The following is a 24650-nucleotide window of genomic DNA, read 5'->3' as shown; positions in this document are numbered from 1 at the left end:
CTCCTTAAATCATTATAAACAAATAATCACTATTTTTAAAGTTTTATTAATTAAAATATTGCTATTTTTATCACTGTGATAATTTATTATTGACTTATTACAATTCTTTGCTATAATGTTGACAATACAAAAGGAGGATAGCACGACTATGAAATATACATTTGCAGCTAGATTTAATAACATTACTCCAAGTGGTATTCGCGCTGTACTAGAAAAAGCAGCGGGACCCGATATGATCAACTTCTCACCGGGCTTTCCTGATAACGATGCTTTTCCAGCTAATGATATTCAAAAGATTTCACAAGATGTTCTTAAGGAAGATATTTATACTATCTTGCAATATTCCAGAGGTACCACTTATCCACCATTAAAAAAGGCATTAAAAGCTTTCTTTAATCGTCAAGAAAAAATTTTTACAGAAAATGATGATCTAATGGTTACTTCCGGCTCAGGAGAAGGACTGGAAATGGCTGCCAAAGTATTTTTAAACCCAGGAGAAAGTATCATTGTCGAAGATCCTACATTTGTCGGAGCGCTGAATGGATTTATTAGCAATGATGCTAAACTGCTTGGTGTGCCTGTTGAAAGTGATGGAATGAATTTAGGATTATTAGAAGAAGCAATGCAAAGCACTCCTGCCCCCAAACTACTATATATTATTCCTACTTTCCAAAATCCTACCTGTATCACTACTTCACTAGAAAAAAGAAGAGCTATATATGACTTATGTTTAAAGTATAATATCATCATTCTTGAAGATAATCCATATGGCACATTGCGTTTTAAAGGTAAAACCATCCCGACTTTAAAATCAATCGATACTGAAGGAATCGTTGTTTACTGTGCAAGCCTATCAAAAATCATTTCTCCGGGTATCCGGCTTGGAACAATAATTGCGAATAAAGAAATTATTGATAAATTTAATATTCTTAAAGGGGCTAGTGCTGGAGCCGTAACTAATTGGTCACAACATGTAATTGCACGCTTTTTAGAAACAGTTGATATGGATAAGCATCTTGCTCATTTACAATCTGTATATGGCAAGAAAAGTACATTTATGGTTGAAATGATGAAAAAAACTTTTCATCCTGATGTAAAATTCACTACCCCAGAAGGTGGTATGTTCGTATGGTTTGAACTTCCAAAATATGCTGATGCTAGGACTTTTTTGAATAGAGCTACCACTATGCATATCGCAATTGTAAATGAGGAAACTTTTGCCGTTAACAGACGTGATAAAATGAATGGTTTTAGATTATCTTTTACTAGTGCAACAATGGAGCAAATAGAAACAGGTATTGCTAAGTTAGGTAAACTAACATATGAATTATGTAAATAAATCCACTGATTGGTGGATTTTTATTTGTTCGCGCGTATAATTGAAATGAGGTGACTAAAAATGAAACGTGGATTAGTTTTAGCAGGCGGAGGTTCTAAGGGAGCTTATCAAGCCGGCTGTATTAAAGCATTAAAAGAATTGGGCTATGATTTTGATCTAGTAACCGGAACTTCGATTGGAGCTCTCAATGGCCTATTAGTCGTTCAAGAAGATTATAACACTCTTTATCGATTATGGGATGAAATCACAATTAGTGAAGTTTTAGAGGATCCTGTCAATTTTAATTTTTCAATTGACTCAATGCTTTCACAAACCAATTTAATCAAACCTTTTTTTAAATCATATATCAATGAAAAAGGTGCTGATATCACTCCTTTAAAAAACATTCTCCATGCTCTTTATAATGAAGAAAAAGCCTTTAATAATAAAATAGATTATGGTGTTGTAGCTGTAAAATATCCTAAATTGACTCCTATCGAAATAACTAAAGAAGAAATGAAGCCTGTACCAGCCATTGAATATGCAATTGCTTCAGCTTCATGTTTTCCCGCTTTTCCAGTGCATCATATTGATAAACAAGGTTATATCGATGGTGGTTATTATGATAATCTTCCTATTTCGCTAGCGTTAAAAATGGGTGCTGATAAAATTATTGCAATTGAATTAAATCAAGATGCTACTCATGATTATTTCCTCGATCGTCCTGATATCATATTTATTCGTCCTAGCTATGATCTTGGCGGATTTCTTGATTTTGGTCGCGAAATTCTTGATTGGCGGATTAAACTTGGCTATCACGATACTTTAAAAAAATTTAACCAGCTAAAAGGCTATCGTTATAACTTTAAAAATTTTGAAATCAATCACGAATTAGCCCATAAATTCTATCGTTTAATTTTAAACTATGAAGATAGCATAAATAAAAATGTTGTTAGTAAAACAATTACCAGCAGTTCAACTCCCTTGAGTGATCTGCTAAAGAATAATACTTATTTAAAGGAACTAACAACCGAAGATTACTTTGTTCGAGCGGTTGAAATCACTATGGATCATTATCACTATCAAAGTGATCTTCTTTATGATCTAAATGAAGTGTGTCACGAAATATTTAACACTTTTAAAGAAGAATATCAGGAACGCTATGATATTTTAGAAAAACGGTTTGTCGACATACCTATTAAAGAACTCTTCTCCAAAATAAAAAAATTAAGCAGTAAAGATGCTATTTGTGCTTTTTATCACTCATTAAATAATAACGAAGAAATCGAAACAACTTTAATTAGTAATATTTTTTTAGAAGAATATTTAATCGCTTTACTACTATATACGCTTGTATAATTAACTAAAGTTTGCTAGAATCCTCCTAGGAGGAATTAGTTTGAATCTCAAAGTAAAAAACATGATATATTGTTCAATGTTTGCATGTATCACTGCAATCTTGGCACAAATTCGATTTACCTTACCAAGTCTAGTCCCAATCACTTTACAAACACTCGGGATTTATTTAATTGGTCTGGTGTTAAAACCTAAAATAGCTTTCATTAGTTCCTTGATATATATTTTAATGGGAGCCATCGGCCTGCCTGTCTATAGCGGCTTTAGTGCCGGTTTAAGTACTATATTAGGACCAACTGGTGGCTATATATTTAGTTTTCCAATTACAGCTTTAATAATCAGTTACCTTGTCCATTATCGAAGTACCACTATTTTTAAGTTTGGCGCTTTAATACTCGGAACAATAATTTGTTATTTAATTGGAACTTTATGGTTTATGTATATAATGAAGATGAGTTTTAGTGCTTCATTAATTATTTGCGTCCTGCCTTTTTTACCTGGTGATGTACTTAAAATCTTTATTGCAGCAGCCTTAACAAATAAATTTAAGAATATAATAAAAGATTAGGGAATTTGCTTTCCTAATCTTTTTTTCATTTTATGCTTTTGTTTCTTTTCCTAAACGTTTATACGTTTGATAAAATAATGTGGCTGTAACACTAACTGCAATCGTATCAGCGATTGGCTCTGCTAAAAATACTGCAAATGCTTGATTTTCTATAAACATTGGTAAAATAAAAATCAATGGTATTAAAACTAAAACCTTTCTTAGAACGGCTAAAAATACTGATGTTTTAGCATTTCCAATAGCAATGAAAGTTTGTTGACAAGCAATCTGAATTCCAAAAATTCCTGAAGCGGCCATATAAATACGAATCGCCCAACGTGTATACGTCGCCAGTTCTCCATGACTTGTGAAAATATAAATAAAAGTATCTGGTATAAACATCGCTACTGCCCATAAGAGCATTGAATAAGATAATGAGATTTTTAATAAAAGTTTAAAAGCGCGCTTTACTCGATCAATATTTTCAGCACCATAATTAAAACTAATAATTGGCTGAGCTCCTTGAGTAAGCCCTTGTAACGGTAACATTGAAAACTGCATCACGCTAGTCAAAATAGTCATTGAACCTACCGCGATATCTCCACCATATTTTAATAATGAAGTATTAAAACATACTGAGATGACACTTTCTGTAAACTGCATAATAAACGGTGATAGCCCTAATGCTAAACATGGTAAGATGACTTGAAAATCTAATTTTAAATTATCTAATTTTATTCTTAAGCCGCTACGCTTACTTGTTAAAAAATAAACAACAAAGATAGAAGATATCGCTTGAGAAATAATAGTTGCTAAAGCAGCACCCTTTACCCCCATTGACATACTAAAAATAAAAATTGGATCAAGCACAATATTGCATAAAGCTCCAATTGCAACTGTAATCATCCCAATCTTAGCATACCCTTGAGCATTAATAAACGCATTTAACCCCAAAGCCAATTGAACAAAAATTGTACCTAAGGCATAAATTCTCATATAATCAAGCGCATAACCAATAGTTGCTTCACTAGCTCCAAAGACCATTAAAATCGGTTCACCCCAGATTAAAAAAACAGCTGTCAAGATAATTGCCATAATTACTAACATCACAGTACAGTTACCAAGAATCTTTTCAGCTTTTGGGTGTTCACCACGGCCTAACATGATTGATGCTCGGGGAGCACCTCCCATACTAACTAAAGCGGCAAATGCTGAAATAGCCATAATAACAGGCATTGTTACTCCAACCCCCGTTAATGCACTAGGCCCTACTTTGGGGATATGTCCAATATACATGCGGTCAACCATATTATATAACACATTTATTATTTGTGCTAAAATAGCGGGTAAAGCTAATTTTAATAATAATGGACCTAAGCTATCTTTACCTAAATCAGCCTCTTTTTTCTTTTTCACTTTAATTACTCCCTTCATCTATTTTAAATATCCAATGAGTAATTATAACAAATTTCAAAGATAATTCAATTCTTTAAAAGATTATCTAATTTACATCATTTTAAATACTCATTCATATATCAACACATTGATATATATTTTTTTCAATTATTAAAAAACTTGGCAGAATTATCATTTCTTTTTTATTCATATTCTCTTTGATAATAATAATATTTGTATAACTTGTTGAATTAAGCTATTTTGGCTTAATCAACAAAAAATCATACTTATAATTTATAAGAAATCATTGATTTATGAAATTTGCTAAACATTATAAATCTTATTCATAATTTTGTTTCAATAAAAAGATGATAAAAAATAAGAACCATGGGGTAATGGTTCTTATTTCTTTACATCTCTAAATGAGATTACTTCTATTTCATTATCACGAAGCCACTGTTTTAACTTTTCACTTGTTACGAGTGAATAATCATATAATCTTTCTTTTAACATCGAAGAAGTAGTCGCCACATCATAATCAATAAAACCAGGATGTGTTACTAAAATATTCAAACCTTCTTTAATTTGATAATAACCATCAATGAACATATTTTCAAAGTCATGATCATGTTCTTCATAATAATCATATTGTTTCATTGTCTGATCAATAATCCCCTGCTCCAAGTCCATTCCGTAATAACATACTGGAACATTATATTCATGATAAATTCTTACCACTGCATTAATCAATGGTTCTACTTCTAAAACGTGTAAATCAATGTACTCAGGCAATTGGCCAACTAATTCAATATATTTTTCAATTTGATACTTAGCTTCGATGTAAGCATCTTCCTCACTAAATAATGGTTCATTATTTTTTATTTGTGCTCGACGAATCGTACTCGATAAAAATATCCCGTGTTCATCAACTAGACTAGGAATCATCTCTTTTGGTGCTAATGCATATCCATTAGTTACATTAACATGTAATCCTAAACACAGATTTGGACACTGCTTTGCTAATTTAATTGCTTCTTTTGCATACGGCATATTAACCATCAAAGCAACACTATTTACCAATCCCTTTCGATGTGCTGAAATCATCCCCAATGTCACTGCTTCGCTATATCCTAAATCATCACCACGTATCAATAACTGCTTTACCATAATTATCCTCTTTTCTATATTTTATATAATTATACTATACCAAATAAATAGTCTATACAATTTATTTTTTCATATTCATGAAACATTTATGATAGTGCTTATATTTGCGGTATAATAAAAGATAACTAAGGGAGGACAACACACTATATGAAAGATCGTTTTAGTTTATCATTTAAAGCTTTTTATTTAATCTATTTGGGCGCGATTGGCTCTTTTATTCCCTACATTAATACTTATTTAGAAAAAAATGCCGGCTTAAGCGGTTCACAAATTGGCTTAATTACAGCCATCAGTCTTGTTTTAGGGGTATGCGTGATTCCTATTTGGGGGGTCGTTGGTGATAAGACCAGAAAATATAGTGCACTATTAAAGTTATCAATTATGGCTGCACTAGTAGTACTTTACTTCTATTATAAAGCCGCTGTTTATCCTGCTATCGTAGTTTGTGCAATCGCACTTGAAGTATCACGACTAGGAACAATGCCGATGGCCGACACGCTGGCAACTAATTACTGCCATAAAACTGGTGGTAACTATGGTTCTATTAGAGGAATGGGCTCATTAGGGTATATGCTGGCAGGAATGGCTGTAGGATTTTTAGCTGATCTTTTTGGTCTTGATGGAGCAATGTTTGCAACATATGCCGTTTTATTAATCTTGGCTTTCTCGATTTCCTTCGGCTTTCCTAAAGATGATGGAAAGAAAGAAGATGGTGAAGAAGTTAAAGTAAAAAAAGGGAGTTTTAAAGAACTTCTAACTAATAAAAACTTCTTATTTATTCTATTTTTACAACTATTAATGTCAACAGTTGTCGATTCTGCTATGACATATGGCGGAAATCACTTAACTGTTACTTTAAATAGTGGTGCCTCAGCAATAAGCTGGATGACTTTTGCAACAGTTTTACCCGAAGTTGCATTCTTGATGATTGCAATCAAAGTTCTTAATAAAACCGGCTTTAAAAAATTCTATTTGATTGCCTGTGTATCAATGATGCTTCGCTTTGGGGTATATGCTTTTATTCCCAATCAATATGCTTTTTTAGCAATAAGCATCGTACATTGCATCGGCGTTGCCATCGCAACTGTAGCAAGTTTAACCTATATTCGAAATTCCGTTGATCCCGCAGTTTTAGGAACCGCTATTACATTACTTAATGCGACACTATCAATTGGTAAAGCCATTTATGGTTACATTTTTGGAGTAGTTTATGAAATTTGGGGAAGTTTTATAATGTTCGGAATTTGTTTGATTCCTTTTGTCATTGCTTTCTTAATGATTTCTCGTTCTCATTGTTTTGATGAAATCGATAAACATAAAGGTCATATTGCATAAGTTTATGGATAGATAGTTATATGCTATCTATCCATTTTTAGATTAAATTAAAATATTTTCTTTTAAATAATATAATTTATATTATAATGATATTCATGGAGAAGTTTATGAAGAATATCACAAAAATGTTTTTATTTATATTATCGTTCTACTTAGTCTTAGGTTCCCTTTGGATTGGAAAAGATGTTATCATTCATTATCAAAATATTGATGGTTTACCAATCCTAGGTTATCATGGTGTCCTCGAAGATAAAGATAAAGAAAAATACTTTGCTAATTATCCATACTGTATGTCATTGAGTGAATTTGAAGCTCAGATGAAGTATTTAAATCAAAATAATTATCATACCTTAACAATGGATGAAATCAACGATTATTATCAAAATCATACACCACTACCCAAAAAAAGTGTTGCTCTTACCTTTGATGATGGCTTATTAAACTTTAAAACAGTTGTTAAACCTATTTTAGAAAAATATAATTTTAAAGCTACTTGTTTTGTTATTGGCTATAAAACTACAGTAAAAAATAGCCAAAACCCTTATAAGCATCAATACTTAAGAAAAAGTGATTTAGTAAATGACGAATATGTTGAATACTATTCACATTCTTATAATCTTCATCATAACACTAAATATCCTAATACCAAACTAATTGAAACATTATCCACACAAGAAATAATCAATGATTTTAAACAAAATGAAAATATTGTTTCTAGTAAATACTTTGCCTTTCCATATGGTCGAACATGTGACAATGCTAATGAAGCATTGATAAAAGCTAATGTTTCATTAGCTTTTGGTTATAACCAAAATAGAACGATGACCTATCATGATGATAAGTACTTGTTACCACGATATCTAATGTTTAGTAAAATGCCAATGTTCTATTTTAAATGGATCGTTGAATAAAAAATGACAAGGACTGTTTGTTCTTGTCATTTTTATAATTATTATAAGACTTTTCCATTACTAGCAATAACCTTTTGATACCAATAAAAACTATCTTTTAAATATCTCTTTCCACTTCCATTTCCATAATCATCGTAGTCAACATAAATGTAACCATATCGCTTATTCATCTCTGAAGTACCTGCACTTATCATATCAATTGGTGACCAGCTCAAATATCCTAAGCATATGACTCCATCCAACTCAATTGCCTTCTTTAACTCATTAATATGTTTTTGAAGATACTTAATTCGATATTCATCATGAATCTGATTGTCTACAGTCAAAATATCATTAGCACCAAAACCATTTTCACTAATCAAAATAGGTAAATTATAACGGTAGTATATCTCATTCATTGTAATTCTTAAACCAATTGGATCAATAGCCCAACCCCAATCTGATTTTTCCAAATATGGATTTTCAACACCACCTTTTAAATTACCTTCCCCTACTTTTCTAGCAGGGTCATGAGATGCTACTAATGATAAATAATAACTAAAAGATATGTAATCAACTGTATTATTTTTGATTATGTCTAATTCTTCTTTTGAGAAATTTAAATGAATATCTCTTTTTTCTAAATTTTTTAAATACCAGTTAGGATAATTCCCATTAGCCTGAACATCTGCGTATAAATAATATTCTTGATTTGCTCTCATTGCTTTAAGAATATCATGCGGATCACAGCTTGCTGGATAAGTTGTAAATGAAGCGATCATACAACCCATTTTAGCAGTTTTATCAATTCTTTTTAGCTCTCTAGTTACTAATGCACTTGCTAAAAACTGGTTATACAGTCCCTGATGCACTCGTGTTTCATATAATTGATCTTGACTAAAGGGAACTGCTGAACCTTTAAATGGTATTTCTAATGCCGCATTGATCTCGTTAAATGACATCCAATATTTTATTCGTCCTTTAAAATGTGTAAAAACTGTATAACAATATGTTTGAAAAAATTTAATGACTTCTTTATTACACCAGCCACCATATTCAGTCGCAATAACTAGTGGTGTTTCAAAGTGAGATAAAGTTATAATTGGTTCAATTTTATATTTAAGTAATTCATTAATAATATTGTCATAAAATTTCAGTCCTGCTTTATTGGGTTCTTTCTCGTCCCCTCGTGGGAAAATTCTCGACCAGCTAAATGACATTCTAAAAGCTTTAATTCCCATTTTAGCCAGTAAAGCAATATCCTCTTGATAATGATGATAAAAATCATTCCCCCTTCTTTTGGGAAAATTATTACTTTTATTTTCTTTAAGTTTTTTAATTTCTTCAATGGTTAATTCCTTTTTAGCTAAATGACGTTCCTTCTTTTCATAAAACATAAAAACATCGGCTATTGACATTCCACGCCCATCAAGGTCATATCCACCTTCCATTTGATTGGCAGCACTTGCACCACCCCACAGAAAATCTTTATCTAATTCACACATACCGAACACCTTTCCTTTCTCTATTATTGATTTATGATCTCTTACTCCAATCGCAAAATATCATCATTATTTACTACTGTATTCATATTTAACAGCTCGACTTTATTATAATGATTAGTATTTGTTACAATAACAATAATAGTTGGATCATATCCCGCATGGTTGATTTCATCAATGTTAAAATCTAGTAATAATTGTCCTTTCTTGACCATATCACCTTCTTTTACAAAAGCATAAAAACCTTTTCCCTCCATTTTAACTGTATCAATTCCTACATGTAATAATATTTCTGCTCCTAATATTGACCTTAACCCAATTGCATGATTAGTCGGAAATACAGCAACGATCTTAGCATCACAGGGAGCATATAATTTCCCTTCATCAGGAATAATAGCAACCCCATTTCCTAATGCTAACGAACTAAAAGTACTGTCATTTACTATTTCTAACGGCAATACTTTACCAGTCCCTACAGCACCTAATATCTCGGTATCAACCTCAAGCAGTTGATCAGTTTCCTTGATTACATCATCATTTTTTTCAACAAATTCATCTTTCCAAAATAATAATACTAATACTAAAGTTCCAATAAATGAAATTAATAAACCGGCAATATACCATACAAACCCATGTTCAGCAAACAATGGTAATGATAAAATTCCACCTGCTGGCAACCCCGTCGTATAGCATCCAGCCCCACCAACAACTGCACCCCCGAAACCACTCATTAGACATGCCATGAAAAAAGCTTTTTTAGCCTTCAAAGTAGTTCCATAAATCAGTGGTTCTGTAATTCCTAAAACTGAGGGAATTACATTTGCTGCTGCAACCGATTTAAAATTTTTATTTTTTGATTTAAAAGCAATCCCTAATGCAGCACCAGTTTGTGCAAATGCTGATGGCATCGTCATTGCTAACAATGCATCTCTACCAGTTGTTGCAAGATTATTTAAATTGACAGGAATAAATCCACGATGTAAACCAAAAATAACTAATGGCTGCCAACATGCACAAAATATAAATCCAAAAATAATTGGATTGAAACTATAAACTGCTAATAATCCATCTGTAAAAACATTTGTTAAAAATGTCACTACTGGTCCAATTGCTAATAATGATAATGGAGCCATAATAATTAAATCAATCAATGGAGTAACAAAACTTCTAATTATTGAAGGCAGTCTATCACGAATCAGCCTATCCAATAATGATGCAGCATATACTGCAACAATAATCGGTACTACAGAAGATGCATATTTAATTAAAATCACATCAAGTCCTAAGAAAGATAACTTTGCACCTTCACTAAAAGCTGTCAATAAGGTTGGATATAACATTGTTCCAGCTAAAGTGACTCCTATAAATTCATCTATTTTAAAGTACCGTGATGCACTAATCGCTAAATAGAACGGCATAAAATACAAGATTGCATCTGCGGCAGCATATAAAATCATATATGTTCCACTTTCAGTTGTTAATATTCCCATACTAGTAAATATGGTTAACAATCCTCTCAATACACCTGCTCCTGCCATAACAGGAACAAATGGTGTAAATATGCCTGAAAATAATGCAAATATCTTATCCAATAATTTCTTATTTTTATTTGACTGTTCCTTTACAGTACTTATTTTAGCTGTTGCCAAGATTGCTTTATATACATCAGCAACATGGGTACCAATAACCACTTGACACTGTCCACCCGAAAATAACACTTGAAGAATTTCTGAACTATTTTCTAAGTTTACTTTATTTACTTTCTCCTCATCTTTTAATTCAAATCTTAACCTAGTAGCACAATGCTGTACTATATTTATATTTTTTTCGCCACCAACATTTTTTATAATAAATCTTGCTAATTTTTCATATTTCATTTTTTTCTCCTCCTAATAAAATAACCTAGAATAAAACATGTATTCAATCATGTTTTTATTCTAGGTTTAGCTTGCCAAAGCAATAACAATCCTAATATTTTAATCTTGCAATATGCAAAGTTAAATACAATTTTTCCGCCTGACTTAAATCTTTTTTATAAATTTTTTGAACATGTTTTTCTATATTTTTTACACATTCAAATGCTTCTGGATATCTTTCAATAACGATGTCAAATAATATATCATCTCTTTTAGCTTCTTTTTCACCAAACATCAGCCGCTTTGCAAAAAACTTTAAATGTGTCACAAAACGATGATAGTCTAGAGAATCCTCATCAAATGATATCTCACAATATTAAGTATTTCTTGAATAATTTTGGTAATTTGAGTTACTTCTTCCATTTCACTATTAAGTTCAGCATTGACAAAATGTAGAGCAATAAAACCAACTTCATCTTCTGATAAATTAACCATTAATTTTTGGTTAATTATTTTCAAAGCTTCTGCTGCGATCTTATATTCCTCTTGATAAAATTGCCTAATCTCCCATAAAAGCGGATTTTGAACATTAATTCCTTGTAAATATCTCTCTATAGCATAGTTTATATGATCAGTAAGAGTTATATATATTCCATCATTTAACTCTTTATCCAATCCTTTCCGTGCAAAATCAATAATTTCATCAGTAACATTAAGAACATTGACTGGAATATCCTTAATCAATTCAAGGAAGCGATTGTTTTGTTTATCATTTTTTAAATAAAATTGTTTTTCAATCATTTCATCTAGAACAACTTCTCCCCGTGATTTTTGATATGCAATACCTCTTCCCATAAGAATAATTTCATTATGATTTTCGTCAAGTGAGCTTACAATATTATTATTAATAATTTTATGAATTATCATAAGACACCTCCTTTTTTGCATAGAAAAAGCCAAACTCAAATAATATATATAAGAAATATATATCCATCAAAGTTTAGCCTAATTGAATAGTAACAATCTTTGTAATTTTATGATAGCACTTCCAAAATTAATTGTCAATTACCAATCATATATATCAAAAATTAGTTGTTAATTCCTTGATGCGGCACAAACGAACTATCTGTAATTGCCTCAAAGCGATAACCACGTGCTTTATAATTTTCAATTATTGCCGGTAAAGCCTGAACAGTTGTTGATTTGGCAGCTGTATCATGAAATAGAATATTAATATTATTAGCTTTACTTGCAGTAGCATTAGCAATTAACTTGCTGACTGCTACATTATTTCCTGAAGCATCTGTAGAATCGCCATTCCAATCATAATATTGATAACCGCGATTGATTAATTCCCTTGACAATACAGTCATAATACCTGGACAATATTTACGTGATACCGTATTTGAAGAACCTCCAGGAAAGCGTACATATTTGGGTACAAACCCAATTATATCCTTCACCATATTACCGACTTTTGTTAAATCGTCAAAATAAGCTTCTGGTGAAGCATAAACAGTTTTATAGTCATGACTATATGTATGCAACGCTATTGTATGTCCTTTATCATGAGCAGTTTTAATTAAATGATTATAAGGTTTATTATTCCCAGTAACAAAGAATGTCGCCTTTGCTCCATAAACATCTAAAATATCTAAAATCTTTTGGGTATTAGCTGATGGACCATCATCAAAAGTTAAATAAACGATTTTATCACTTGTTTGATTATTGCTTCCAATTGCTTTCTTTTCAACTACTTTAATTTCACGCTGCTTTTCTATTTTGTTTCCAGAACGATCTATCCCTATATAAATAAGTGTATAAGTCCCCTCTTTTTGAATATTCACATTACTAGAATCAACCGTTAATTTTGGTTCGGGATCACGGTTATCACTAATGCTGACACCACTATTATAATCTGTTTTTGCCCCTATCACGATCGTCAAAGGCTCTAACCCTGTAATTTGGGGTGGCTCACTATCTTTAGTAACCTTGACTTTTCCCTTCTTTTCAGTTACATTATTTCCTTTATCCTTAACCTGAATAATTACTTCAACAGTTCCCTCTTTACTAAAATCATAATCTTCTTTAAAAGAAACTTCAGTTTTTGTTGCATCATTAATATTTGTTGCCATACTTGCAGGATCAACTTTCATTCCTAAATCAATATCAAGATCAACAACATCAAACTGTGGTTTTTTAGTATCAACTATCTCGATCGTTGCTTCATATTTTTTATCTTTATATATATAGATTACTGGATATCTTCCCAACTTATTATAATCTATTTTAGAAATATCAGCCTTTACATCTTTAATATTTCCATTGCGTACGCTTGCGATATTTTTCATCACATCATAACTATCATTAATCTCGACTTTGATAATATCCGCTTTAAAGACTATCGGTGAGCGGGTTAAAAAATATGTTGCTACTCCACCAACTATTATGACTAGTAATACTGATACAATTACAATCTTATTTCCTATAGTTAAATTTTTAATTTTTTTCATTATATCTTTCCCTTAACTAATTTATATACTTTTAGTATATGTCAAACCTCAGTATTTTACAATCTTTGTCAATAAAACTATTTATAAAAATCAACTAAATAAAAAATACTTATCTATAATCAGATAAGTATTTAATCATTATTAATCAATTATAGCACGGACATTAATAATTCCATTTGCCGACTCAATCCGCTCAATAATATCAGGTCGAACTTCATCATTTGTATCAATTAGTGTATATGCATATTCACCACGAGAGCGATTAACCATATTTTCAATATTCAAATTATGATCAGCAAATAATTTAGAAATATTTGCTAAAATATTAGGAACATTTTTATTAATAATACATAATCTTGTTTTAGACATTCTTGCTTGATTGACTCCTGGGAAGTTTACTGAATTAATGATATTTCCGTTTTCTAAATATTCACAAACTTCTTCAACCGCCATCTTTGCACAATTATCTTCTGATTCTGGTGTACTTGCACCCAAATGTGGAAGAATAATAATATTTTCTTGTCCAATTAATTCTGGTGCAGCGAAATCACTAATATATTTATTAATTTTACCGCTTGCAACATTAGCTAATAAATCTTCATTATTAACTAAATCACCACGAGCAAAATTTAAAATTCTGACACCGGTTTTCATCTGTGCAAATGCTTCTTTGTTCATGAAACCTTTTGTTTCTTTAGTACTAGGTACATGGATTGTAATATAGTCACATTCTTGATAAATTTCTTCTAAAGAAGCTGCATGACGAGCATGCTTAGATAAAGCCCAGGCCGCATTTACGCCAATATACGGATCATAACCTTTTACTTTCATTCCTAATTTAATAGCTGCATTGGCAACATTTACTCCAATAGCACCTAAGCCAATTACCCCTAAAGTTTTTCCTTCAATTTCTGGTCCAACAAAATTACTTTTACCTTTTTCTGCTGTTTTAGCAATATCCTGATCGTCTTTTAGACCATCAATCCAACGAATACTTTCAACAATTTTTCTTGAAGAGAGAAATAATCCACATAATACAAGTTCTTTAACAGCGTTAGCATTTGCTCCCGGTGTATTAAATACAACAATTCCTTTTTCACTACAATCATCAAGTGGAATATTATTTACTCCTGCTCCTGCTCTTGCAATAGCTTTTAGATTTTCCCCAAAATCATATTCATGTAAAGAAGCTGATCTAACCAAAATAGCATCTTCATTAGTCATTTCTTCGCTATAAGCATAATTTTCGTCAAATCCATCTAATCCTACTTTAGATATTTTATTTAATAATTTTATGTTATACATAATTATTCTCCTATTTGTTCGCTGCTTCAAAATCTCTCATGAAAGCAACTAATTTTTCAACACCTTCTAATGACATAGCATTATAGATAGATGCTCTAATTCCCCCAACTGAACGGTGACCTTTTAAATTAGTCATACCCGCGGCAATACTTTCCTTAACAAACTTAGCATCAAGATCTTTGTTTGGTGTAGTAAAAGTAACATTCATTAAAGAACGATTATCTTTATCACTATGTGCGATATAGAAATCACTACTATCAAGATAATCATAAAGAAGATTAGCTTTTTTAATATTTCTTTCTTGCATAACTTCAAGTCCACCCATACTATCGATCCATTCCAAAACTAGTCCTAATACATAAATCGCATAAGCCGGCGGAGTATTATACATTGAATCATTTTCAATCATCAATTTATAATCTAATAATACTGGTGTTGTCGCAGCAACTTTTTGTAATAAATCTTCTTTAATAATTGCTACTCCTAATCCAGCGATCCCCATATTTTTTTGTGCACCTGCATAAATCATTCCAAACTTTGAAACATCCACTGGTTTTGATAAAATATTTGATGACATATCCGCAATTACAGGAACACCATTAGTTTCTGGAATATATTTCCATTCAGTTCCGTAAATTGTATTATTTGCACATAAATGAACATAAGATGCTTCAGGATCTAATTTCAATTCGTCTTGAGTTGGAATATGTTTAAAATTGTTTTCACTTCCGTCATAAGCAATATTAATTTCCCCAAATTTTTTTGCTTCGGCTGCAGCTTTTTTACTAAAAGCTCCAGTTACAACATAATCAGCTTTACCATTTTTTAATAAGTTTAATGGAACCATTGAAAATTGTTGTGTTGCTCCCCCTTGGATAAACACAATTTTGTAATCATCAGGGATATTCATTACTTTCTTTAATAACCCTTTTGTTTTTTCAAAAATGTCTAAGTAGGAAGAGGATCTATGACTCATCTCCATAACACTCATCCCACTATTTTCATAGTTCAACATTTGTTTAGCAGCTTTTTCTAAAACTGGCTCAGGCAACATTGAAGGACCTGCAGAAAAATTCAGTACTCTCTTTTCAGTCATATATATACCTTTCCTTTCTTGTATGTGAAGTCTATTATATTGTATACAATCTAATTTGTAAAGGGATTTTGTAAAAAATTGTATACAATTATACATCGTTTCATAAAAAAGCTATTTTTCTTAGTAATTATCAGTTTCATTATATGCTGGAACATTTGATAAATTCACGATATTTTAACTACATTTACGATAAAATAAATTGAATTAAATACATTTCTAAGATATGATGAAAAGGTACATATAGGAGAGAAAAAATGAAAAGAAAAAAACTAAAATTGAAAAAACAAGCTTACTTTGTTATTGGTGGCCTCGTCATCCTAGCTGCCCTTATACTATACCTTATTTTATGTTTAGTAACAGGGGGAGACAATTTTGTTTCAAATACAACTATCAATGGTATTAAAGTTGGTAATATGAATAAAGAAGAAGCACGTAAGGCTATAGAACAACAATATCAAAATGATTTAAATCCCCCTACTTTAACTTTATTACTCGATCAACAAGAATACCCAGTTGATTTAACTGATAATCTTACATTCGATAGTAAAAAAGCTGTAGATAAAATTTCTAAACAGTCTAATAGTTCATTCTTCAGACGAGGATATAACTATTTGTTTAATCATGATTATACAGTTGGGGTAAAAATAAAAAATAAAGATCTTTTAAATGAAAAAATTACTAATAGTCAAATTCTAAATTATAGTACTTTGACTCCTACTAACTATGAACTTAAAGATGATAAAATTATTTTCACTAAAGGAAAATCCGGTAAAACAGCAGAATTAGAATCAGTTTTCAATACAATTAATAAGGCATTAAATAATTATGATTTTAAAGGGAAAATTAAATATTCTCCAGTAGAACATAAACTTAATGATGAAGAAATAAAACTAATTCATGAAAATTTATCAAAGGAAGCTAAAAATGCTACTCTAGATAAAAATAACAATTATGAAATCATCGATAGCCAAGTAGGTGCTAAATTTGATTTAGAAGATGCTGTTGCTAAATACAATAAAACTACTGAAGGTAAACAGTTTACCCTAAATGCTACGATCATTAAACCTGAAATAACCAAAGAAATGTTAGAACAAAATTTATTTAAAGATGTTTTAGGTGAATATGCGACTAACGTCAGCGGTACTTCAGTTCGTAAAAATAATGTTAAACTTTCTGGTGATAAATGCAATGGAGTTATTTTATTGCCAGGTGAGGAATTCTCTTATAATAATGTTGTTGGCAAAAGAACGAAAGAAAATGGTTTCGGTGAAGCTGCAGCCTATTTAAATGGAGAGACTGTGCAAGAAGTTGGAGGTGGAATCTGTCAGACATCATCAACTTTGTATAATGCTGTATTGTACGCTAATCTAAAGATTACTGAGCGGACTAATCATACTTTTGTTTCTGGCTATGTTCCAATCGGTCGTGATGCTACAGTATCTTGGGGTGGCCCTGATTTTAAATTTAAAAATGACCAGGCTTATCCTATTAAGATCATCGCTTCTTATGAAAATAGTCGTCTAACAACTAAAATTTTAGGTACTAATGTTAATAATATTCGTGTTGAGCTAAAAAGTCAAAAACTTGCTTCAACTAATTATAATACTAAATATGAAGACGATCCTACATTACCCGAAGGACAGACAAAAGTAAAACAAAAAGGAACTCCAGGTAGTAAAGCAAAATCATGGCGTTATGTTTATGATGCTAATGGCAATTTAATTTCATCAAATGAAGAAGCATATAGTGTATATAAAGGACATGAGGAAATTATTTTAAGAGGTACTATGAAAATAACTGAACCAGCTACGCCTGCACCAACTGAACCTACAACTCCAGCACAACCAGAAACGCCTACCATTCCCAATAATGAAACATCGTAGAATCTTAAATTAAATACTGGTGGAATTTTTCCACCTTTTTCTATAATTAAAAAGATTATTACATAAAATAATAATCTTTTTAATTATTTTATTTTTGTGCAATCTTCCACTTTTTTAAACAATACTGATATATCTCTTGTTCTGAAATCATTAACGAAGCACTAGCTAGATTTATTTCCATATTCTTACCATTCTTTTCAAGAATTATCAGAAAATAAAAAGGCTCATGGTGCAGCTGAATTTCCGCAACCTTCTGCCATAAAATCACTTTTTTCCATAGCCTATAAGAAGTGATACCATCTTTATCAATTACAAACTTTTTCATTCCAAAAAATATCAATTCTAATAATTCAATAGTTCCAACTATTACAATTACCAAAGAAAAGAACTCTAGCACCCCAAATATAAATAAACAAAATATCATTATAGCTGATGATACATTCGAAATAAATCCTGAAGCTACTATTGGAATGCTTATCATAATTAATGAAAATGGAATTATGGATAAAATAAGAATAGTTGTTAAAATCATATCTTTTCTAATAATAATTCTTTCCACTTCTTTTATCCTTTCCACCATTCAAGTCATTACATTAAAACATACTTTATTTTCTGTAAACTTGAAAATAATTAAATATTGTTTACGAATACAAATATCAGGGTTTGTATTCAAGTGTTTTGTAATATAAAGTATTTCTTTTTAGGAAGCAAAGTAGACTTTTTCTCACATAGAATATATAATTAAATAAACAAACTTAAATAAGATATTTTCTTAATTTTCACAAATATTATGATTGAAAAAAACAGGAAAAAAGGTCTACATTTTTTCCTGTTTTTACTTAAATAACTTTATTTATATTGATTCATAATCCTTTACCCATCTAGTAAAGGTATGATTATTTGTACTTAAACGACGCGAAGCTTCAGCTTTGCTGATTACATTTTTTCGCCATAAATAATAAATTTCTTCAAAATCGTCGGGAATCGTTAATTTTGGTCTTCCAAATCGTACGCCTCTACGTTTAGCTTCACGAATTCCCTCGGCTTGTCTTTGACGTGTATTTTCGCGTTCTATTTGAGCAACATAAGAAAGCACTTGCAATACTAAGTCTGCAATAAATTTACCCGTAATTCCATCATGCTTTTCACGTGTATCTAATAAAGGAAAATCAATTACCACAATATCTACTCCGATTTTCTTGACAATATAACGCCACTGTTCAATGATTTCATCATAATCACGTCCAAGACGATCAATTGATTTAATGTATAAAATATCTCCCTGTTTTAAAACCTGAAGAAGTTTTTGATAATGAGGACGATTAAAATCTTTACCGGACTGATAATCAATATAAAGCTGGCTCCCTGTAAGTCCAACCTCTTTTAAAGCTGTAATCTGCCTATCAACATTTTGGTCTTTACTTGATACCCGTATATATCCATATTTGTTATATTCCATTCTATATTTTCCTCCTCGAGTAAAAATTATGGCATAGGGAAAGTTAGAATGCTATAAATGGCTAATTATTTAGGGATTCTTTGCATCTTACATCGTCAGCAGTGATAAATCCATTTTTATAATCGTAATACGATAAAATTAAAACAGAAACAATAATCAACAAACTATCGCTTCTGTTTAACTAATAAAATTTAATTTATAATTATAACATCGTCTTTTCATAAATATCAGCAATGTTAGTTCCAACATGATCTGGTTGATGAGCATCACTTGCTGTAATCATCGATACTCCATGTTCTTTTAATATCTTTAACAATTCTTCGCTTAATCCCATATCTTTATGATTATAACGATAATAACATCCTGTATTATTTTCAGCTTTTACATTATGTTCAACCAACAAATCAGCTAACTGATGATAAGTTGGTGTTAAATCATAGGTTGGATAATAATTAAACATTTTTATTGTATCTGGATGTGCTAATTGCGTAAATAAATCAGACTTAACCAATGAAAAAATCAATTCATAATAATCACGATAAATATCATCAACATCAAATTTATTCCATAAAATATCTTTAGAGAAATTCATGTCATATAATCTGCCATTAATTGAGTGTATTGCCCCAACAACAAAATCATAATTATGGTTAGCTAATACTTCTCCAATCTTCTTTTCATGTTTAGGCACGTAGCATACTTCTAAACCAAATGTAACTTCAATCGGCAAATCTAATGCTTTAACTTCCTCAATTAATTTATCATAATCATCTAAAGTATCCTTAAATTTCATTGCTTTATTCTCTAGCCATTTTTTTTGCAATGGCTCTTCTTTTAATTCTGTATAAATCTCTTCAAACTCTTTAAAACGATGTGTGTGATCTAAAATTTGAATCTTTGTCAAACCTTTTTTAACAGCTGCATCAACAAACTTTAATACATATTCTTTATTTAGATCCCCATATTCTAAATGCATATGTCCGTCAATCATCTTTATCACCCCTTCTTTTTTTATGATTATATGCAATTCTTAAAAAAAAGTACAGTAATAAAATAAAAAAAGGAGCCAGGGGAGACTCCTTATAGGATGGATGAGTTTTTGGGAGAGGGAATCATCCATCATTTAAGTTGTAAAATATATATGAGGGGATTAATATATTTTACATATTATTATGGTTTGTCTTTCGACACTATTATCCTAGCACCGCTCTATGAATTAAATGTGAACCGTATAATTTTTTAAAATAAAAAAGGAGCCAGGGGAGACTCCTTATAGGATGGATGAGTTTTTGGGAGAGGGAATCATCCATCATTCAGGTTGTAAAACATATATGAGGGGATTAATATATTTTACATATTATTATGGTTTGTCTTTCGACACTATTATCCTAGCATCACTCTATGAATTAAATGTGAACTAATCTAAAACAAATAATTAGAAATTTTATCCTTCGATTATTTGATCCAACCATGCACCCTACAAGCATTATAAATTCCATCACTAGTATTGCGATCAGTTATATAATCCGCTTTAGCTTTTAATTCATCACAGGCATTACCCATCGCAATTCGATAGAAACGTTCATCAAACATAACAAGATCATTATAATCATCTCCAAATACTACAACATCATCAATATTTCCTTTTATCATCGCAATCATATCAACTATTCCCTGCTTTTTATCATCTGGCTGAAACATTAAATATTCTTGTTCAAAACGTAATGAACCTAACGTATCTTTTAATGTTAATCGTGTTTCTTCACTAGCTGGAATAGAAATATAAATTTTATAAATATTTTCTAAATTATGATAATTTATTTCACTATCAATTGTATAACGTGTTGGTTCTTTTCGATAACCTGCTTGTTTTAAAAATAACGTATTTTTACTGTATACATCAATACTATCAAATGGAGCTATTAGGATTCCATAGCCTAAATTTTCTGCTTCATCAATAACAGCCAATGCTTTTTGCCGATCCAATGGTGCATTTTTTACTAACTGATGATTTATGACAAGACCATTACCACCATTACAAACCATATTATTTAAACCAACTTCTTTAAGAAAGTTTTTAGCTTTATAATAAGCGCGTCCCGTTGCAATAGCTACAAAATTACCATTTTCTTGTAATTTATCTAGGGCTTCTTGGGCACTTGGAACAATTTTTCCAGTTGTATTATCCGTCAAAGTTCCATCGATATCAAAAAATATATATTTCATATCATTCTTCTCCAATTTCTTTAAAGAATCCATAAATAACAGCTCCACAAAGACTTCCTGCTAATAAAGCAACAATATATCTAAAGGGATGCGCTATTAATGGTAATACAAAGATTCCACCATGAGGAATTCTAATTCCACAATTATAAAGCATTGAAAAACCACCAGCTACTGCTGAAGCAACAATGCAAGCTAATGTTACTAAGCGGGGGTCTTTTTGAACAAAAGGAATTGTCCCTTCAGAAATAAACATTAAGCCTTTTAAGTAATTTTGACAACCTAGTTTACGTTCAGTTAATGTAAATTTATTTCTAAAGAAAGTTGTACTAATTGCAATTGCTAATGGCGGTACCATTCCGCCGGCCATTACAGCAGCCATAACATCAAAGTTACCTTCAACAATTTGAGCTATTCCAAAAAGATAAGCAATTTTATTAACTGGGCCACCCATGTCAACAGACATCATTCCCCCAACAATAACTCCTAAAATTAGTTTATAAACAATATCCATACTACCAATAAATACACTAATAGTCTGATTTAGACTTCCAACATAAGGACTAATCAAATATGATAAAACACCCGTAATCATGACCCCAAAAATCGGATATATTACTGTTGGCTTTATACCATCTAAACATTCTGGCAATTTACGACAAATTTTTTGTAATAAAATTACAACATATCCACCAATAAAGCCCGCTATGATTGCACCTAAAATACCAGGACTAGGCATATTTTGTAGATACATATTATTTAATAACATTGCAGCCCCGCCAGCAAGAGCTACTGCAAATCCCTGCTGACTTGCAATTGCCTGACCAATAAAGCCAGCAAATAAAGCAACGATCATCCCATTAACGGTTATCCCCAGAATATAACTGTTACTTAGCCAAATACTATCATAAATTTGTTTGATTCCAAATAAATTATAACTTGCTGCTAATGAAGCAATTGAAATCAATGCACCCGATCCAATAATGATTGGCAATATTTTACTTAAAGCATCTGTCAATTGGGTATATAATTTTCGCCAAATTCCCTCATTGGCAGAACTACTAACCACTTTATCTCCTTGATGATGATAAATTTCTACATTACCATTTATTGCTTGCGACAATAACTCCTCTGCTTTATTAATTCCATCAGCTACTTTAGTTATAATTACAGGCCGACCATCAAAACGTGACATCTCCACTTGTTTATCTGCTGCCACAATAATACATCGTGCCTTACTGATTTCTTCAGCCGTAAGAACATTTTTAGGCCCTGTTGCCCCATTTGTCTCTACTTTAAATAATATGTTCATTTCTTTAGCTTTTGCTTCTAAACTTTCTGCTGCCATAAAAGTATGAGCAATTCCAGTAGGACATGCGGTAACTGCTAAAACTTCATAATTAGTACCGTCAGTTTCTTCTTTTACTTTCACTATTTCATTTTCTTTATCATCAATTAATCTTAAAAATTCCACTGCATCACTAGCATTAATTAAGTTTTCTTTAAAATCATTATCCATTAACATCCCGGATAATCTTGCTAATGTTTCCAAATGAATGTTACCACCATCAACTGGTGCTGCAATCATAAAAAACAACCGTGCTGGTTGACTATCTAATGATTGATAATCCACACCATCTTTAACTATCATTACTGCTAGTCCAGGTTTTTTTACTGCTGCTACTTGGGCATGCGGGATTGCAATTCCTTCTCCAATTCCCGTTGTACTTTGAGCTTCGCGAGCTAAAATACCTTTTTTAAAGGCTAGTTTATCACTAATATTTCCAGTACCCACCATTAAATCAACTAAGTGATCGATCGCTTCTTCTTTATTAGCAACTTCCCCATTCATATCAATTCCCTGCAGACATAATAAATCTGTAATTTTCATTATTCATCCTCACTTATTGTTTTTAATAATTCATCTATTTTTTCTTTTGATGCCAAATCTTCACTGAATGCAGTTGCACTACCAGTAGCTGTAGCCTGTTTTAAAGCCGTTTTGAAATCATTTGTCTTAATATAACCGTAAATAAATCCAGCGACCATACTATCACCCGCTCCAACTGAATTTTTAACCTCACCTTTAGGAGCAGATGTTATATGTACATCATTATTTTGATCGACTAATACTGCTCCATCTCCAGCCATCGAAACTAACACATTTTTAGCTCCCATTGTTTGTAATTTCTTAGCATAAACAACGACATCTTCTTTATTTTTAATTTCAACATTAAAAATTTCAGCTAATTCATGATTATTTGGCTTAATCAAAAATGGATGATGCTTTAGACAGTTCATCAATAAATTATTAGTTGCATCGACTACGATCAAAACATTTTTTGATTTTACATATTCCATAATTTTTTCATATATATCATCCGGCATACTGCCTGGAATACTTCCAGATAAAACTAGAATATCACCATCTTTTAAATTATCTAACTTACCTAATAATGCTTGAACTTGTGCATCTTTAATTTGTGGTCCCATCCCATTAATTTCAGTTTCATTATCAGATTTCATCTTCACGTTGATTCTTGATAATCCGGCAACTTCAACAAAATCAGTTTTTAATCCTTTAGCTTCTAATCCCTCTTTGATTGCTTTGCCAGTAAATCCTGCGATAAATCCTAACGCCGTACTTTTTTCACCTAAAGTTTTTAAAACGTTAGAAACATTAATTCCTTTACCACCAAAAAACATGTTTTCTTGTTTTGTTCTATTGACAATTCCGGTTTCAAAATTATCTACTTTAATTACATAATCAATTGCTGGGTTTAACGTTACTGTATATATCATCTT

The 24650-nt window shown here is 31.1% G+C and carries 21 protein-coding genes; 6 read left to right on the top strand and 15 right to left on the bottom strand.

The window, feature by feature from the left end:
* The first annotated feature begins 148 nt into the window (after positions 1 to 148).
* Genes EYR00_RS03585 through EYR00_RS03575 form a run of 3 tightly spaced genes read left to right on the top strand, consistent with a single transcriptional unit; the run spans position 149 to position 3242 of the window.
* A complete protein-coding gene (locus tag EYR00_RS03585; protein WP_008792110.1) occupies positions 149 to 1339 on the top strand; it encodes an aminotransferase-like domain-containing protein in 1191 nt (396 codons plus the stop codon).
* Between the two features lie 60 nt (positions 1340 to 1399).
* Positions 1400 to 2677: a patatin-like phospholipase family protein gene (locus EYR00_RS03580; protein ID WP_003538600.1), complete on the top strand. Its 1278-nt coding sequence runs from the start codon at positions 1400 to 1402 to the stop codon at positions 2675 to 2677.
* Between the two features lie 40 nt (positions 2678 to 2717).
* Positions 2718 to 3242 carry a biotin transporter BioY gene (locus EYR00_RS03575; RefSeq protein ID WP_008792111.1) on the top strand — a complete coding sequence of 175 codons (525 nt, stop codon included), beginning with the start codon at positions 2718 to 2720 and terminating at the stop codon, positions 3240 to 3242.
* A 30-nt stretch (positions 3243 to 3272) separates the two neighbouring features.
* On the opposite strand, the gene EYR00_RS03570 is transcribed toward EYR00_RS03575, so the two are convergent.
* Together EYR00_RS03570 and EYR00_RS03565 are read right to left on the bottom strand one after the other, a co-directional pair.
* Positions 3273 to 4655 carry an MATE family efflux transporter gene (locus EYR00_RS03570; RefSeq protein ID WP_003538604.1) on the bottom strand — a complete coding sequence of 461 codons (1383 nt, stop codon included), beginning with the start codon at positions 4653 to 4655 and terminating at the stop codon, positions 3273 to 3275.
* A 363-nt stretch (positions 4656 to 5018) separates the two neighbouring features.
* Positions 5019 to 5783 carry a ChbG/HpnK family deacetylase gene (locus EYR00_RS03565; RefSeq protein ID WP_003538605.1) on the bottom strand — a complete coding sequence of 255 codons (765 nt, stop codon included), beginning with the start codon at positions 5781 to 5783 and terminating at the stop codon, positions 5019 to 5021.
* 147 nt (positions 5784 to 5930) lie between these two features.
* Here EYR00_RS03565 and EYR00_RS03560 point away from each other — a divergent pair, with 147 nt between their 5' ends.
* The gene (locus tag EYR00_RS03560) at positions 5931 to 7118 is read left to right on the top strand and encodes an MFS transporter (RefSeq protein ID WP_003538607.1); all 1188 of its coding nucleotides are present in this window, start codon (positions 5931 to 5933) and stop codon (positions 7116 to 7118) included.
* 107 nt (positions 7119 to 7225) lie between these two features.
* The gene (locus EYR00_RS03555) at positions 7226 to 8029 is read left to right on the top strand and encodes a polysaccharide deacetylase family protein (protein ID WP_008792113.1); all 804 of its coding nucleotides are present in this window, start codon (positions 7226 to 7228) and stop codon (positions 8027 to 8029) included.
* Between the two features lie 41 nt (positions 8030 to 8070).
* On the opposite strand, the gene EYR00_RS03550 is transcribed toward EYR00_RS03555, so the two are convergent.
* The 7 genes from EYR00_RS03550 to serC all read right to left on the bottom strand — a co-directional run bounded on the left by EYR00_RS03550 (position 8071) and on the right by serC (position 16280).
* Positions 8071 to 9513, bottom strand: a complete 1443-nt coding sequence (locus EYR00_RS03550; protein WP_003538611.1) for a glycoside hydrolase family 1 protein — start codon at positions 9511 to 9513, stop codon at positions 8071 to 8073.
* Positions 9514 to 9554: 41 nt separating this feature from the next.
* Positions 9555 to 11387, bottom strand: coding sequence for a beta-glucoside-specific PTS transporter subunit IIABC (locus tag EYR00_RS03545; RefSeq protein ID WP_003538613.1), 1833 nt, complete (start codon positions 11385 to 11387; stop codon positions 9555 to 9557).
* Positions 11388 to 11478: 91 nt separating this feature from the next.
* Positions 11479 to 11694, bottom strand: coding sequence for a PRD domain-containing protein (locus tag EYR00_RS15760; RefSeq protein ID WP_232254037.1), 216 nt, complete (start codon positions 11692 to 11694; stop codon positions 11479 to 11481).
* A gap of 14 nt (positions 11695 to 11708) precedes the next feature.
* Complete coding sequence (locus tag EYR00_RS03540; RefSeq protein ID WP_232254038.1) at positions 11709 to 12293, bottom strand: PRD domain-containing protein; 585 nt, start codon at positions 12291 to 12293, stop codon at positions 11709 to 11711.
* A 161-nt stretch (positions 12294 to 12454) separates the two neighbouring features.
* The gene (locus tag EYR00_RS03535; protein ID WP_003538620.1) at positions 12455 to 13879 is read right to left on the bottom strand and encodes a polysaccharide deacetylase family protein; all 1425 of its coding nucleotides are present in this window, start codon (positions 13877 to 13879) and stop codon (positions 12455 to 12457) included.
* 141 nt (positions 13880 to 14020) lie between these two features.
* Entirely contained in the window at positions 14021 to 15184 is a 1164-nt protein-coding gene (locus EYR00_RS03530; protein WP_003538622.1) for a phosphoglycerate dehydrogenase, read from the bottom strand.
* Positions 15185 to 15194: 10 nt separating this feature from the next.
* Positions 15195 to 16280, bottom strand: a complete 1086-nt coding sequence (gene serC / locus EYR00_RS03525) for a 3-phosphoserine/phosphohydroxythreonine transaminase (protein WP_040434408.1) — start codon at positions 16278 to 16280, stop codon at positions 15195 to 15197.
* A gap of 254 nt (positions 16281 to 16534) precedes the next feature.
* Here serC and EYR00_RS03520 point away from each other — a divergent pair, with 254 nt between their 5' ends.
* Entirely contained in the window at positions 16535 to 18163 is a 1629-nt protein-coding gene (locus EYR00_RS03520; protein ID WP_003538625.1) for a VanW family protein, read from the top strand.
* An 88-nt stretch (positions 18164 to 18251) separates the two neighbouring features.
* Here EYR00_RS03520 and EYR00_RS03515 read toward each other — a convergent pair whose 3' ends face one another.
* From EYR00_RS03515 to pfkB, 6 genes are all read right to left on the bottom strand, one after another.
* On the bottom strand, positions 18252 to 18722 hold the full coding sequence (locus EYR00_RS03515) for a hypothetical protein (protein ID WP_009299573.1): 471 nt from the start codon (positions 18720 to 18722) through the stop codon (positions 18252 to 18254).
* A 294-nt stretch (positions 18723 to 19016) separates the two neighbouring features.
* Positions 19017 to 19622, bottom strand: a complete 606-nt coding sequence (locus tag EYR00_RS03510) for a recombinase family protein (protein ID WP_003538629.1) — start codon at positions 19620 to 19622, stop codon at positions 19017 to 19019.
* A gap of 202 nt (positions 19623 to 19824) precedes the next feature.
* Positions 19825 to 20613, bottom strand: coding sequence for a PHP domain-containing protein (locus EYR00_RS03505; RefSeq protein WP_003538631.1), 789 nt, complete (start codon positions 20611 to 20613; stop codon positions 19825 to 19827).
* A gap of 464 nt (positions 20614 to 21077) precedes the next feature.
* Positions 21078 to 21848, bottom strand: a complete 771-nt coding sequence (locus EYR00_RS03500; protein WP_009008764.1) for an HAD-IIB family hydrolase — start codon at positions 21846 to 21848, stop codon at positions 21078 to 21080.
* Between the two features lies 1 nt (position 21849).
* Positions 21850 to 23736 carry a PTS fructose transporter subunit IIABC gene (locus tag EYR00_RS03495; protein ID WP_003538643.1) on the bottom strand — a complete coding sequence of 629 codons (1887 nt, stop codon included), beginning with the start codon at positions 23734 to 23736 and terminating at the stop codon, positions 21850 to 21852.
* Complete coding sequence (gene pfkB, locus EYR00_RS03490) at positions 23736 to 24647, bottom strand: 1-phosphofructokinase (protein ID WP_003538645.1); 912 nt, start codon at positions 24645 to 24647, stop codon at positions 23736 to 23738. The genes EYR00_RS03495 and pfkB overlap by 1 nt, the downstream gene beginning before the upstream one ends.
* Between the last annotated feature and the right edge of the window lie 3 nt (positions 24648 to 24650).

The organism is Thomasclavelia ramosa DSM 1402 (genome assembly GCF_014131695.1).
GTDB lineage: Bacteria > Bacillota_I > Bacilli_A > Erysipelotrichales > Coprobacillaceae > Thomasclavelia > Thomasclavelia ramosa.
This window is presented reverse-complemented; position numbering and strand designations above follow the sequence as displayed.

Bases quoted from the DNA above. Each gene is read 5' to 3' on its own strand.
- serC (WP_040434408.1), bottom strand. From the start codon at position 16,280: ATGACTGAAAAGAGAGTACTGAATTTTTCTGCAGGTCCTTCAATGTTG.
- EYR00_RS03580 (WP_003538600.1), top strand. From the start codon at position 1,400: ATGAAACGTGGATTAGTTTTAGCAGGCGGAGGTTCTAAGGGAGCTTAT.
- EYR00_RS03495 (WP_003538643.1), bottom strand. From the start codon at position 23,736: ATGAAAATTACAGATTTATTATGTCTGCAGGGAATTGATATGAATGGG.
- EYR00_RS03530 (WP_003538622.1), bottom strand. From the start codon at position 15,184: ATGTATAACATAAAATTATTAAATAAAATATCTAAAGTAGGATTAGAT.
- EYR00_RS03520 (WP_003538625.1), top strand. From the start codon at position 16,535: ATGAAAAGAAAAAAACTAAAATTGAAAAAACAAGCTTACTTTGTTATT.
- EYR00_RS03500 (WP_009008764.1), bottom strand. From the start codon at position 21,848: ATGAAATATATATTTTTTGATATCGATGGAACTTTGACGGATAATACA.
- EYR00_RS03510 (WP_003538629.1), bottom strand. From the start codon at position 19,622: ATGGAATATAACAAATATGGATATATACGGGTATCAAGTAAAGACCAA.
- EYR00_RS03545 (WP_003538613.1), bottom strand. From the start codon at position 11,387: ATGAAATATGAAAAATTAGCAAGATTTATTATAAAAAATGTTGGTGGC.
- EYR00_RS03555 (WP_008792113.1), top strand. From the start codon at position 7,226: ATGAAGAATATCACAAAAATGTTTTTATTTATATTATCGTTCTACTTA.
- EYR00_RS03560 (WP_003538607.1), top strand. From the start codon at position 5,931: ATGAAAGATCGTTTTAGTTTATCATTTAAAGCTTTTTATTTAATCTAT.
- EYR00_RS03535 (WP_003538620.1), bottom strand. From the start codon at position 13,879: ATGAAAAAAATTAAAAATTTAACTATAGGAAATAAGATTGTAATTGTA.
- pfkB (WP_003538645.1), bottom strand. From the start codon at position 24,647: ATGATATATACAGTAACGTTAAACCCAGCAATTGATTATGTAATTAAA.
- EYR00_RS03570 (WP_003538604.1), bottom strand. From the start codon at position 4,655: ATGAAGGGAGTAATTAAAGTGAAAAAGAAAAAAGAGGCTGATTTAGGT.
- EYR00_RS03565 (WP_003538605.1), bottom strand. From the start codon at position 5,783: ATGGTAAAGCAGTTATTGATACGTGGTGATGATTTAGGATATAGCGAA.
- EYR00_RS03540 (WP_232254038.1), bottom strand. From the start codon at position 12,293: ATGATAATTCATAAAATTATTAATAATAATATTGTAAGCTCACTTGAC.
- EYR00_RS03550 (WP_003538611.1), bottom strand. From the start codon at position 9,513: ATGTGTGAATTAGATAAAGATTTTCTGTGGGGTGGTGCAAGTGCTGCC.
- EYR00_RS03505 (WP_003538631.1), bottom strand. From the start codon at position 20,613: ATGATTGACGGACATATGCATTTAGAATATGGGGATCTAAATAAAGAA.
- EYR00_RS03585 (WP_008792110.1), top strand. From the start codon at position 149: ATGAAATATACATTTGCAGCTAGATTTAATAACATTACTCCAAGTGGT.